General features: G+C 73.3%; 9 protein-coding genes. 3 read left to right on the top strand and 6 right to left on the bottom strand.

The features are described from left to right. Positions 1-34: 34 nt before the first annotated feature. A complete protein-coding gene (locus ACIRPX_RS40415; protein ID WP_404204863.1) occupies positions 35-490 on the bottom strand; it encodes a carboxymuconolactone decarboxylase family protein in 456 nt (151 codons plus the stop codon). Between the two features lie 179 nt (positions 491-669). Between ACIRPX_RS40415 and ACIRPX_RS40410 the strand changes: the two genes are divergently transcribed. Then, positions 670-3,138 carry an ATP-binding protein gene (locus ACIRPX_RS40410; protein WP_404204861.1) on the top strand — a complete coding sequence of 823 codons (2,469 nt, stop codon included), beginning with the start codon at positions 670-672 and terminating at the stop codon, positions 3,136-3,138. 123 nt (positions 3,139-3,261) lie between these two features. After that, complete coding sequence (locus tag ACIRPX_RS40405) at positions 3,262-3,927, top strand: TMEM175 family protein (protein ID WP_404204859.1); 666 nt, start codon at positions 3,262-3,264, stop codon at positions 3,925-3,927. 167 nt (positions 3,928-4,094) lie between these two features. On the opposite strand, the gene ACIRPX_RS40400 is transcribed toward ACIRPX_RS40405, so the two are convergent. The 4 genes from ACIRPX_RS40400 to ACIRPX_RS40385 all read right to left on the bottom strand — a co-directional run bounded on the left by ACIRPX_RS40400 (position 4,095) and on the right by ACIRPX_RS40385 (position 9,404). Further along, positions 4,095-5,606: an aldehyde dehydrogenase family protein gene (locus ACIRPX_RS40400; protein WP_404204857.1), complete on the bottom strand. Its 1,512-nt coding sequence runs from the start codon at positions 5,604-5,606 to the stop codon at positions 4,095-4,097. Positions 5,607-5,682: 76 nt separating this feature from the next. Next, a complete protein-coding gene (gene dapA, locus ACIRPX_RS40395; protein ID WP_404204855.1) occupies positions 5,683-6,576 on the bottom strand; it encodes a 4-hydroxy-tetrahydrodipicolinate synthase in 894 nt (297 codons plus the stop codon). Between the two features lie 29 nt (positions 6,577-6,605). After that, a complete protein-coding gene (locus tag ACIRPX_RS40390) occupies positions 6,606-7,982 on the bottom strand; it encodes an NAD(P)/FAD-dependent oxidoreductase (protein WP_404204853.1) in 1,377 nt (458 codons plus the stop codon). Positions 7,983-8,063: 81 nt separating this feature from the next. Beyond that, entirely contained in the window at positions 8,064-9,404 is a 1,341-nt protein-coding gene (locus ACIRPX_RS40385; protein WP_404204851.1) for an MFS transporter, read from the bottom strand. Positions 9,405-9,751: 347 nt separating this feature from the next. Here ACIRPX_RS40385 and ACIRPX_RS40380 point away from each other — a divergent pair, with 347 nt between their 5' ends. After that, complete coding sequence (locus tag ACIRPX_RS40380; RefSeq protein WP_404204848.1) at positions 9,752-11,605, top strand: helix-turn-helix domain-containing protein; 1,854 nt, start codon at positions 9,752-9,754, stop codon at positions 11,603-11,605. Between the two features lie 139 nt (positions 11,606-11,744). Here the strand turns inward: ACIRPX_RS40380 and ACIRPX_RS40375 are convergent, their stop codons facing one another. Continuing rightward, positions 11,745-12,410: a GntR family transcriptional regulator gene (locus tag ACIRPX_RS40375; RefSeq protein ID WP_404204846.1), complete on the bottom strand. Its 666-nt coding sequence runs from the start codon at positions 12,408-12,410 to the stop codon at positions 11,745-11,747. Between the last annotated feature and the right edge of the window lie 12 nt (positions 12,411-12,422).

Genomic DNA, 12,422 nt, shown 5'->3' with positions numbered 1-12,422 from the left:
GTCCTCGTGCGGGGCGCCGTGCGCCCCGGAGGCGTCAGCCCCAGGCGCCGGCGATCTGGAGGGTGGTGGCGTTGAGGCGGTTGAACAGGTTGGTGACGCCGATCATCAGGACGATCGCGGCCAGCTGCTTCTCGTCGAAGTAGGTGGCGGCCGTGTCCCAGATCCCGTCGCTCACCGCGTCGGGACGGTCGGCCAGCCGCGTGGCGGCCTCGGCCAGTGCCAGGGCGGCCCGCTCCTCCTCGGTGAAGTACGGCGCCTCCCTCCAGGCGGCCACGGTCGCCAGGCGCTCGTCGCTGAGGCCGGCCTTGCGGGCCGTCCTGGCGCCCATGTCGACACAGGCGCTGCAACCGTTGATCTGGCTGACCCGCAGGTGCACCAGCTCCAGGGTCTGCTCGTCCACCCCACCGCCGTGCACGGCCTCGACGAGCTGCTGGATGGGCTGCATCGCGTCGGACAGGACAACGGCGGGGTTCCGCATACGGGACTGCATCTCGGTGCGTTCCTTCCGGTCGGTGCCCCGTTCCTCCCGGGGCGTGGTTCCATGACAGCCGGACCGGCGCGCACAAACCATGGCGATGGGACACCGTGGGACAGCCGAAACGGCCTTGACCAGGAGCGTTTCGGCTCGGAAGACTTCTGCCCGAACGGGACGGCGACGACGGGGGAACGATGGACGGTCGGGACGGCACGGCGAAGGCGGACCCTCAGGAGGAGCTGGCGGCCCGGCTGCGCCTGCTCCAGGAACTGTCCGGGCAGGGCGTACGGGCCCTCGCGCGCGACGCCGGCCTGAGCTCCTCGTCGCTCTCGCGCTACCTGAACGGCCGGACCGTGCCGCCGTGGCCCGCGGTCGTCGCCCTCTGCCGCCTCGTCAAGCGCGATCCGCGGCCCCTGCGTCCGCTGTGGGAGCGGACCTCGAACCCCCTTCCCGCGCCTCCGAGGAGCAGCCGCCAGGCCCGGCCGGTGCCCCGCAACGACCTGCCGCGCGACGCGCCGGACTTCACCGGACGCCAAGCGGCGCTCGCCGCCGTGCTGGCCGCGATCGACAGCCACGGCGCGGTCTCCCTCGACGGCATGGCGGGCGTCGGCAAGACCTGCCTCGCGGTGCACGCCGCGCACCGGCTCGCGACCGCCTTCCCGGACGGCCGGCTCTACGTGGACCTGCACGGCTTCACCGAGGGACGGCCTCCGCTCGACCCCGACTCGGCGCTGCGGACGCTGCTCGGCGCGCTCGACGTCCCCTCCGAGAAGGTCCCGCAGGAGGGCGTCGAGCAACTGGCCGCGTGCTGGCGCTCGGAGCTGGCCCACCGGCGGGTCGTCGTGGTCCTCGACAACGCCGCCGACGCCGAGCAGGTACGCCCGCTGCTGCCCGGCGCCGGCGACTCCGTCGCCCTGATCACCAGCCGCAACCGGCTCCTCGGCCTGGACGAGGTCCCCCCGGTCTCGCTCGACGTCCTCGACGCGCGGGAGAGCGCCGAGCTGCTGGCCCGGGCCAGCGGTGACCCCGGCGGCCCCGACGGCCGGCTCGGCCGCGACCCGGAGGCCGCCGCCGAGGTGCTGCGCCTGTGCGGCCGTCTGCCGCTGGCCCTGCGGCTCGCCGGGGCGCGGCTGCGGCACCGGCCGGGCTGGACGGTGGGCGTCCTCGCGGAGCGGATGGCGCAGGGCCCGGGCGAGTTGGACGCCGCGTTCGGCGCCGCCCTCGCCATGTCCGTCCGGCAGCTGAACCGCTCCCAGGCGCGCCTGTTCCGGCTGCTGGGCCTGGTGCCGGGGGAGTCCTTCGACGCGTACCTGGTGGCGGCGCTGGCGGACGTACCGCCGCACAGCGCCCGGGAGATGCTGGAGGACCTGCTCGACGCCCACCTCGTCCAGCAGCCCACGCCCGACCGTTACCGGCTGCACGACCTGGTCCACCAGCACGCGCGCCGGGCCGCGACGGAGCAGGACCCGGCCGCCGAGCGGGAGCGGGCCCTGCGCCGGGTGCTCGACTACTACGTGCACGCCGCGGCGGCCGCCGACGCCTCGATGCCGTTCGCCTCACCCTCGCGGGCGGCCGCCGCGGTCCCGCCACCGGCCCAACTGCCCCGGTTCGCGGACAAGAACGCGGCCTTCGGCTGGCTGTCCGCCGAGTACGGCAACCTCGTCGCCGCCTTCGAGACGGCGGCCGCGCTCGGCGCCGACGCGCACCTGCGCGAGCTGCCGCGGTTCCTGCGCGCCTACTTCGCGCGCCGCTGCGGCACCACACACCTCAACGCCCTCTTCGAGCGGTCCCTCGCCGCCGCCGAGCGCCTCGGCGACCCGCTCCAACTGGCCGAGGCGCACAGCGACCTGGGCTTCGCGCGCTACAACGCGGGCCGGATGGCGGAGGCCGCCGCCGCGTACGAGGCGGCCGGGCTGCGGCTGTCCGAGACCGGGGACCCGCGCACCGAGGCCGAGTTGACCATGCGGCGCGGCTATCTGGCCTGGGACGCGGGAGACGTGGAGCAACCGCTGGACCTGTTCCGGCTGGCGGGCAAGCTGTACGAGCAGGCCGGCTGCCCGACCGGCGCGGCCGGCGCGGCGGCGGCCGAGGCCTGGGCCATGCTCCAGCTGGGGCAGCGCGAGGAGGCGGCGCGCCGGGCCCGTGAGGTGCTGGCCGTCCCGCACACGGACCCCGCATGGCCGCCCGCGCTGACCGCCCGCATCACCCTCGGCGTGGCCGTCGCCCGCGAGGAGCCCGACGAGGCGGCGGACCACCTCCACCGGGCCCTGGCCGTCGCCCGCGAGGACGGGCACCTCAACAACCAGGCGTGGTGCCTGAACTGCCTCGGCGTCGCCCTGCGGCAGATGGGCCGGTACGAGGAGGCGCTGGCCGGCCACCGCGAGGCGTTCGCGCTGCTCGACGAGTTGTTCGAGGAGCACTGGAAGATCCATTTCCTCAACGGGTACGGCGAGACCTGCCGCCTCGCCGGGCTGCCCGAGGAGGCGCTGCGACTGCACCGCCAGGCACTGGAGATGGCCCCGCGCCTGGGCAACCGCTACGAGGAGGCGCTGGCCCACGAGGGCATCGCGACCGTGCTGGAGCAGACGGACCCGGACCGGGCCGCCGGCCACCGTGCCGCCGGACAGGCCGTTCTCGAGGAGCTGACCACCCGGGCCGGCTGACCGGGGCCCCGCGACCGGCACCACACCCCAACTGCCGTTCTCCCCCTGGGCGTTCACACGGGGCGCCGCACCTCGTGATACACAGGCGTCTCCATCCCCTCGATGAACCCAGGTGCCCCTCGCATGTCCCACCGCCTCCCCGGTCTCTTCCGCCACGACGTGGTCGTCGGGCCGGAACGACTGGCCTTCTTCGGCGACGCCGTGTTCGCCATCGCGATCACCCTGCTCGCCCTCGACATCAGCGTCCCGGAGGGCCTGTCGCACGCGGAGGTCGCCCACGCGATCCGGGAGGCGGTGCCCGCGATCGGCGCCTACCTGCTCAGCTTCGCCGTCATCGGCGTGCTCTGGCTGGCCCAGCACTCCCTGTTCCGCCTGCTCGCCACCGTCGACCGCTGGCTGCTCCACTGCTGGTTCGCCCTCCTCGCGGTCGTGGCCGCACTGCCCTTCCCCACCAAGCTGATCAGCGAATACGGCGACACGGCCGCGGCGACCGTCTTCTACGCGGCGTCCATCGCCCTGGCCGTCGCCCTCTACGGCGCGATGTACGTCCGCCTGCTGACGAAGCCCGCGCTGACGGTCGCGGGCGCCGAGCGGCCGCAGCTGACCGAGGGGTTCCGCCGCAGCGTCGTGATGGCGCTGGTCTTCGCCACGTCCGTCCCGGTTGCCTTCTTCTCGCCGACACTGGCCAAGTACTGGTGGCTGCTGGCGGTTCCGGCCAACCAGCTGTTCCGGATGCTGCCCGCCGGCGCGGAGCGGCGGGCCGAGGAGGAGCCCGCCGAGTCCGGCTGAACCGGCGGCAGGCGCCGTCCGGCGTCGGGACGCGGCATCACGACGGCGTCGCCCTGGTCCACGCGTTGCCGCCGAGCATGAACGCGTGGGCGGGCCCCCAGGACTGCCAGCTGGGGGCCACCGATGCCGGTCCCCCTCCTGGGTGAACGCCTCCTGGGCGGACGGGCTCAGCGCTCGTGGTTGTGCATGACGTGTTTGGTGCGCGAGTAGTCGTCCAGTGCGTAGAGCGACAGGTCGCGGCCGTAGCCGGAGCCCTTGAAGCCGCCCCAGGGCACCTCACCGGCCAGCACCAGATGGGAGTTGACCCAGACGGTGCCGAAGTCGAGGCGCGCGGCGACGTCATGGCTGCGGCGGGCGTTCTCGGTCCACACCGACGCCGACAGCCCGAGGGGTACGGCGTTGGCACGCCGTACCGCCTCGTCCTCGTCGGTGAAGGTCTCGACGGTGACCACGGGGCCGAAGATCTCCTCGCGGGCGGCTTCGGCCCCTTCGGGCACGTCGACCAGGACGGTCGGGGCGACGAAGTAGCCGGGCCCGTCGAGGGCCTGGCCGCCGGCCGCCGCCCGGATGCCGTCCGCCTTCGCGCGCTCCAGGTACCCCGTGACCCGCGCGAAGTGCGCCTCGGAGACCATCGGACCGACCTCGACGTCCTCGCCGGCCTGCGGCTCGCCGACGATCAACTCCTTCACCTCGCGCACGAGATGCTCGACGAACGGCTCGGCCACCGATGCGTGCACGAGGACACGGCAGGCCGCTCCGCACTCCTGGCCGGAGTTCCAGAAGCCGGCGACGCGCAGGGACGAGGCCGCGGCGGCCAGGTCGGCGTCCTCGAAGACCACCACCGGCGCCTTGCCGCCGAGTTCGAGGTGCACCCGCTTGAGGCTCCCGGCGGCCGCCCGGGCGACGGCGCGGCCGCTGGCGACCGATCCGGTCAGCGCGATCATGTCGACGTCCGGATGCTCGGCGAGCCGGGCGCCGACGACGGGTCCGCGGCCGTTGACCACGTTCAGCACGCCCGCCGGCAGCAGGTCGGCGACGAGTTCGGCCAACTTCAGGGTGGTCAGGGGTGTCTGCTCGGACGGCTTGAGGACCAGCGTGTTGCCTGCGGCGAGGATGGGCGCGATCTTCCAGGCGGCCATCAGCAGGGGGTAGTTCCACGGAGTGACCACGCCGATCACGCCGAGCGGTTCACGCAGGATGAGCGACAGGTGGTGCTCGGCGTAGTCGCCGGCGGCCATGGAGGTGGTGGCGCGCAGCGCACCGGCCATGAAGCGGAAGGTGTCCACGGTCATGGCGACGTCGTCGCGCGAAACCGCCATCGGCTTACCGGTGTTGGCCGACTCCAGCCTGCTCAGCATTTCGCCGTGCCCGGCCACCCGGTCGGCGACGGCGTGCAGCACCTCGGAGCGTTCCTTGGGGACCATGCGCGCCCACCCGCCCTTGGCGGCCACCGCGGCGGCGACCGCCCGGTCGATGTCCTCGGCGCCGCCTTCCGGGATGCGGGCGACGACCTGCTCCGTACAGGGGTCGACCACGTCGATGACACGGCCCGTCGAGCCCGCGACGAAGTCGCCGTCGATGAAGTGCCGGGCCGGAGGGAGGTCGGCGGCGGTGATCAGGGGCGGTACGTCGGCGGCGCGGCGGACGGCGGCCGTCGTGGGGCCGGCGGTGGTGGTCATGATCAGTGACTCCTCGTGTGGTCGGGTGCGGCAGCCGGCCGGTCGGGACCGGCAGCCTGACGTGTCGTGGTGCCTGTCACGCCCGCGGCTGCGGAAGCCGCTCGACCAGGGCGGAGATCGCCGCGGTCGTGGCGGAGTCGAGCGGGAGCAGCGGCTCGCGCGGCACTCCGACGGGGAACCCGGTGGCGTTCACGGCGGCCTTGACCGCCGGGATGAACGGAGCGGCCATGATGGCGTCCATCAGGGGGTAGACCGCCGCCCATTCGGCGCGTGCGCGGTCGAGTTCCCCGGCGCGCAACGCCCGGTGGATCGAGACGAGTTGGGCCGGCATGACGTTCGCCGTCCCGGCCATGACGCCGGCCGCCCCCTCGGACAGCGCCTGGAGGAGCAGGCTGTCCCAGCCGACGAAGGTGGAGATGACGTCGCCGTAGGTGTGGATCAGCCGCCCGGCCTGGGCCATGTCGGCGCTGGTGTCCTTGATGTACCGGATGTTCTCGACCTCACGGGCGAGCTGCCCGACCGTCTCCGGCCGGAGGTTGACCCCGGTCGCCCCCGGCAGGTTGTAGAGCATCACCGGGATGTCCACGGCACCGGCCACGGCGCGCAGGTAGTGCAGCGTCTCGTCGAGCGTCAGCGGCTCGTAGTAGGGGGCCACCACCATCAGGACCGAGGCACCGGCGCCCTGCGCGTGCCGGGACAGCTCGATCGCCTCCCTGGTGCTGAGCGCACCGGTCTGCGCGATGACCGGCACCCGCCCGGCCACCTGGTCCACGACGGTCTCGACCACATGGCGGCGCTCCGCCCCGCTCATCGCCGCGAACTCACCGGTGGAGCCGCAGGCGACGACGCCGTCCACCCCGCCGTCGACGCTGCGGTCGACCAGGCGGCGCAGTGTCTTCTCGTCGATCCGCCCGTCCGGGGCGAAGGGGGTGGCAAGGGCGGTCAGGACGCCGCTGAGCTGTACGGACATGAGCAGTCTCCTTGACGGGTAGGGGGGGTTCAGGCCGCGGCGAGGTCGCGTGCGGCGGTCTGCCGGTCGGTGGCCAGCAGGCTGCGCACCTCGTGGGCGGCGGACAGCCCGGACTGGATCGCGGTCTCGGTGTAGAGGGTGCCGAGGTAGTCGCCGGCCAGGAACACCCGGCCGCCGCGGCGGGTCAGGGTCTGCTGGAGCTTGCCGCGGCCGGGGAAGCAGTAGGGCGCACCCGTGGGCCAGCGCTGCACCTCGGCCTCCACGACGTTGCCCGCGAAGCCCGGCAGCACCTGGTCCAGGTCGTCGAGGTAGATCCGCCGGATCGTGTCGTCGTCGTGCTCCAGCAGGTCGCGCGCCGGACTGCCGGGCGAGAACGTCATGATGCTGCTGCCCGGACGGCGTTGTGCCGCGTAACCGTGCACGACGTTCGACATGTTGAGCGCGACGTTGAAGGACCGCTTCGGTGTGGCGATGCCGTAGGCGTCGTCCCAGACCTGGGGCCCGGTCTCGTCGCTGAGGAAGGCCGCGCTCACGTAGGGGCCGTAGACGACCTTCGACAGGGCCTCGCGGACGTCCCGGTCGAGGTCGACCGCGACGCGGTGCGCGACGGTCGCGGGCGTGGCCAGGACGACGTAGCGGGCCTCGACCTCCTGCTCCACGCCGTCCTGCCGGTGACGGACGACGACGGAGCCCTTCTTCTGGACGATCTCGTCGACCGTCGCGTTCAGCCGCACCCGGTGCGACAGGGACGCGGCGATGCTCTCGGTGAGGGTGGACGGGCCGCCGAGGATGCTCTGCGAGAGTCCGCCGCCGATGTTCCACACCAGGCTGAAGTAGCCGACCCCGGCGCCCGCCGAGAGCTGGTCGATGTCGGCGGCGGAGCGGGTGACCGTCGGCTTGAACAGCGCCTCGGCGTCCTCGGGCAGGTCGCCGATGAAGTCCTTGAAGGACCGGTCGTTCATGAAGTCGTAGATGCGCTGCTGGTGCTGCGCGGCGGTCTCGTCGCGCCGGCGCCGCACGATGCGGGCGTAGCGCGCCACACGCAGGGCGACCTTGGCGCCCGCCTTGACCATGCCGATCCGCGACTCGAGGGACATGGGGATGCGGAAGGGATAGGTCTCCACCCGGCCCTTGAGCAGCAGCTTGCCGTTCATCGACAGCCCGGCCAGCGAGCCGGGCACCGGAACGGAGTCCACTCCGGTGTTGTCCAGCAGCCACGACGTCGCCGAGTTGCCGCCGGCGTAGACGTGTCCGCCCCAGTTCATCCAGTACGGTCCGCGGCGCTCCGAGCGGATGCGCCCGCCGACGCGTGCCTCGGACTCCAGCAGCAGTGTGTCCCAGTGGCGCAGCCGCCAAGCGGCGGCCAGTCCCGCGATGCCGCCTCCGACGATCACCACGTCCTTCATGGGTTACCTCCTGCATAGGGCGATGGGAGTTGGTTCGGTGCGGCCGGGCCCCCGCCCGGAGCCGGGGGCCCGGGGCGCCGGTCAGACGCCGGCGGGGCGGCCTACCGGCTGGACCTTCGGCGTCAGCGCTGCGGCCTCGTGCAGGGACATGCCGCGGGTCTCGGGTGCCCACAGGACCGAGACGACGGCGCCGACGGCGTTGATCGCGGCGGCGGCGATCATGGTGCCGCCGATGCCCCAGCCGGTCAGGACCATGGGGACGAGATAGGTGCCGACGGCGGCGCCGATGCGGCTGGCGGACGAGGCGAGCCCCACGGCGGAGCCGCGCACCTCGGTCGGGAAGAGCTCGTTCGGGTAGACCCACTGCAGGATCTGGGTGCCGCCGATGATGACCGCGTAGGCGCCGAAGAGCACCATGACCACGGCGGCGGGGGCGCCGGGGAAGATGCCGAGGAGCAGCAGGGCCAGGCCCGACCAGACGAAGCTGTGGATGACCAGGGGGCGCCGGCCCATGCGGTTGACGAAGAACAGCGCGATCACACAGCCGATCAGGAACATCACCGTGATCAGCGCCGATCCGATGTTGGCCAGTGAGCCCTGGAGGTTGAGCGCGCCGAGGATCTTGGGGCCGAAGGCGTAGACGGCGAAGAGCGGAACGATGGAACAGGTCCAGAAGACGGAGATGTAGAGCATCCGGCCGCCGTAGCCGGAGCGCAGGATCGCCTTGAGGTCGACGTTCTCGCGCTCCTCCTCGTCGGCCAGGTCGGCGATCGTCGCGTCCGGACCGTAGACCGTCCTGAGGACCTCCTCGGCCTCGTCCGTACGGCCCTTGTTCGCCAGCCAGCGCGGCGACTCGGGTGTGCCGAGCCGCAGCAGCACGATGACCGTGGCCGGCAGCGCGGCGCTGGCCAGCATCCACCGCCAGCCGTCGTCACCGCTCTGCAGCAGTGCCTCGCCGACGACGTAGGCCACTGCGGCGCCCACGAACCACATCACGACCAGGCCGCCCAGCAGCGGGCCGCGGTAGCGGCGCGGGGTGAACTCGGCCAGCAGCGAGGTGGCGATGGGGTAGTCCGCGCCGACCGCCATGCCGATCAGCAGCCGCAGCATGAACAGCCACACCGGGTCGGACGCCCAGAACTGGACCACCGAACAGACGATGATGGCGACCAGGTCGATGGTGTAGAGGACCTGCCGGCCGAACTTGTCGGTGAGATAGCCGCCCACGAACGCACCGACGAAGACCCCGATGAGCGCGGAGGCGCCGAGCAGTCCCTGGGCGGAGTCGGACAGACCCAGCTGCGGGGTGATCTGCACCATGGCGACGCCGATGATGCTCAGGACGTAGCCGTCGAGGAACGGGCCTCCGGAGGAGTACAGCGCGAGCTTCTTGTGGAAGCGCGACAGGGGCGCGTCATCCACTCTGTTTCCTGCGTTCACGGTCATCACGGCCTCCGGGAGCGGGTCCCGGACGTACCTCTGCACGGTAGGTCCGGGCCAGGTCGGGGTTGATGGCTTGTCTGCGGTACCGCCCGGTCGCCGTGTGGGGACCGGGCCGGGAACCCTGCGGTTCCGGTGCCGCGAGCGCTGATCGGGGAGCCCGTGGGCCCGGCCCGACCAGGCGAACTCGCGGATTCTGGGGGACGCCGGCGGCGTGGCCACCGGATGGCAACGAAGTATGTGAAGGCCCCGGCCCGGCAACAACGCCCCCGGATCCGCAGGGGCCGCGGGGCTGGGTCCGAGTCAGAAGTTCGGCTACGGTTGCGGTCATGGCAGGCCGTCCCCGCGACACCGTGGTCCTCACCGAGGAGGAGCGGGCCGTGCTGCTCGCGGTGACCCGCAGCCGTACCTGCCCGCAGGCGCGGGCCCTGCGGGCGCGGATCGTGCTCGCGTGCGCGGACGAGCCGACCAACACCGCCGTGGCCGAACGTCTCGGCGTCTCGCGCGACATGGTCACCAAGTGGCGCGGCCGGTTCCTCGCCGACCGGCTGGACGGCCTGGCGGAGCGGCAGCGGCCGGGCCGCCCGCCGACGGCCGACGACGACGCGGTGGCGCACGTCCTCGTGCGCACCCTCACCCCGCCCCCGCCGGGGGCCGGGCGAGGCTGGTCGACCCGTTCCATGGCGGCCGAGACCGGTCTGAGCCAGAGCACGGTGAGCCGGATCTGGCGGACCTACCGCGCGCGGCCGGGGGAGCGGGTCACGGCCGCGCCGCGCCGGGCCTGGTCGCTGCCGGGCCGGGCCGAGGAGATCGTCGGCCTGTTCGTCGCGCCACCGGTGTGCGTGCTCGCCGTGACGGCCCGTTCGGGGCGCGGCGCGTCCGTGCGCACCTCCGGGACGACCGCGGCGGGCCGGCTGTTCGGCCGGGACCGGGAGGCGGCCCATGTCCTCGCCGTGGCCTGCGCGTTCGCCACCCTGCGGGGTGGGACGAACGGGGAGGAGACCGCCGGTGCGGATCACCCGGCGCTGCACGCGTTCATCGAGCAGGCCAGGTCGGCGGCGGGCCCCGGCGCGGGCGTGCACCTGCTGGCGTACGGCATCCCGGCCGGACACCGCACCACCGACGGACAGGACGCGGCCGGGCACGGACGCCCGCGGTGGCACCGCGCGCCCAGCGCCGAGGCGTGGACGGACGAGGTCCAGCGCCTCCTGGCCGCCGACGACCCGCTTCCGCGCGAGCCGGCATCCGACCTGCCCCGCCTCCGGGACGCGCTGCTGACCTGGTCCACCACCTGGACCCCGTCCGCGGCCGCCTTCACCCGTGTCGCCCCGCCACGGCCGTCCTACGACCGCCCGGCCATCTGCGGCCCTGACTCTGACTCGAACCTTCTCGACGGGCGCTCAACGGACCATGGCGGCGGGACGGCGGCAGCGGGGCGGCGCCCGTCCGCCGACGGTTCGCCGGGGGCGCCCGTCACCACCGATCCCGTCGTGGGCATGCTGCGCGAAGCCCTGCTCACCGGGGGACACCGCTCGGGCGACCGCGTCCGGGAGGCACCGCTCGCCGTGCGTCTCGGACTCAGCCGCCGGGTCGTGCGCGCGGGCCTGCACGCGCTGGCCGAGGAGGGCATGCTCGACCTGCTGCCGGGTGGCGCGACGGCGATCCCGGTCATCACGGCCAAGGACGTGCTCGACCTCTACGCCCTGCGTGCCAGCCTCGGGGCACTGCTCATGCGCCGGGTGGCGATGTTCGGGCGCGAGAACCTGGCCCCTGCCTCGGCGGCCCTGGCGGAGGTCCGGACGGCCGCCCGGGACAACGATCATCTCCGCATCCGCGAGGACGACTTGAGATACCAGGACGCCCTCGCCCGGATCGCGGACCTGCCGCAGGCCGCCCACACCTTCGAGCGGCTCACCGCCCGGCTGCGCATGTTCGTGACGGTCCTCGACATGAACTACAGCCAGGCCTGCGACACGATCTACAACGAGGACGCCGTCGTGCACGAGGCGCTGCTCAACGCCGACGGGAACGAGGCGGCCCGGCTGTGGCGGGTGAAGATCGAGCGCTGTGTGCGCTACATGATCGCCCAGCTCCCCGAGGACGACGTGGCGCCGTATCTGTGGACCACGCTGGCCGGCAGGCCCCGGATGCGGGCGGGGGAGGCGCGGGGCGGCGCGCACTGAGGCGCGGTGAAGGTGCTGCGGGCCGGCGTGCACCGACCGGCGGTGCAGGCGTCGCGGGCCGGCGCGCACCGACGCGCGATGAAGGCGCCGCGGGCCCGCGCGCACCGGAATCCGGTGGAGCTGCCGCGGGCCGGCGGTCTCAGACCACGGCGCGAACGGCCCGCTCGAACCCCTCGACATGGCCACGGGCGAGGTCGGCGGCCCGGTCGGCATCCCCGCCGACGATCGCCTCGATCAGCGGCCCGTGCTCCCCGATGTGGCCCGCCATGTCCGGCAGCCGGTCGATGAACAGGCACCAGATACGGGTGGCGAGGTTGTCGTAGCGGACGAGGGTGTCGTCCAGATACGGATTGTGCGTGGCGGCGTAGATGGAGCGGTGCACCTGGAGGTCGAGGTGCAGCAGCTCGGTGGCGTCGTCACGGAGGGCGGACGCGCTCTCCAGCTGCTGCCGCAGGGACGTCAGGGCGGCCCGGTCCGCGGCCGTGGCGCGCCGTGCGGCCCGGGCGGCGGCCAGCGGCTCCAGCTCCTGGCGCACCTCGGAGATGTGGGCGAGGTCGGTGATGTTGACCTCGGTGGCGAAGGTGCCGCGCCGGGGATAGGTGGTGATCAGGCGCTCGGACTGGAGGCGCTTGAGCGCCTCGCGCAGCGGTGTGCGTCCCACGCCGAGGGACTGGGCCAGCTGGTCCTCGTTGATCGGGGCGCCCGGGCGGATCTCGAGCATGACGAGCCGGTCACGGACGGCGCGGTAGGCGCGCTCGGCGAGGGAGAGCTCCGCGCCGCCGGGCTCGATCGCCACCTGCTGCATGAAGCCCCCTTG

Origin of the sequence: Streptomyces sp. NPDC101225 (assembly GCF_044767585.1) — a bacterium.
In the GTDB taxonomy this organism is placed as follows: domain Bacteria; phylum Actinomycetota; class Actinomycetes; order Streptomycetales; family Streptomycetaceae; genus Streptomyces.
Note: the sequence above shows the minus strand (reverse complement) of the source record. Positions and strands in the feature narration are given on the sequence as shown.

Coding starts and splice junctions, on each gene's coding strand:
- ACIRPX_RS40400 (WP_404204857.1), bottom strand. CDS start 5,606: ATGACCACCACCGCCGGCCCCACGACGGCCGCCGTCCGCCGCGCCGCC.
- ACIRPX_RS40415 (WP_404204863.1), bottom strand. CDS start 490: ATGCAGTCCCGTATGCGGAACCCCGCCGTTGTCCTGTCCGACGCGATG.
- ACIRPX_RS40410 (WP_404204861.1), top strand. CDS start 670: ATGGACGGTCGGGACGGCACGGCGAAGGCGGACCCTCAGGAGGAGCTG.
- ACIRPX_RS40375 (WP_404204846.1), bottom strand. CDS start 12,410: ATGCAGCAGGTGGCGATCGAGCCCGGCGGCGCGGAGCTCTCCCTCGCC.
- ACIRPX_RS40380 (WP_404204848.1), top strand. CDS start 9,752: ATGGCAGGCCGTCCCCGCGACACCGTGGTCCTCACCGAGGAGGAGCGG.
- ACIRPX_RS40405 (WP_404204859.1), top strand. CDS start 3,262: ATGTCCCACCGCCTCCCCGGTCTCTTCCGCCACGACGTGGTCGTCGGG.
- ACIRPX_RS40390 (WP_404204853.1), bottom strand. CDS start 7,982: ATGAAGGACGTGGTGATCGTCGGAGGCGGCATCGCGGGACTGGCCGCC.
- dapA (WP_404204855.1), bottom strand. CDS start 6,576: ATGTCCGTACAGCTCAGCGGCGTCCTGACCGCCCTTGCCACCCCCTTC.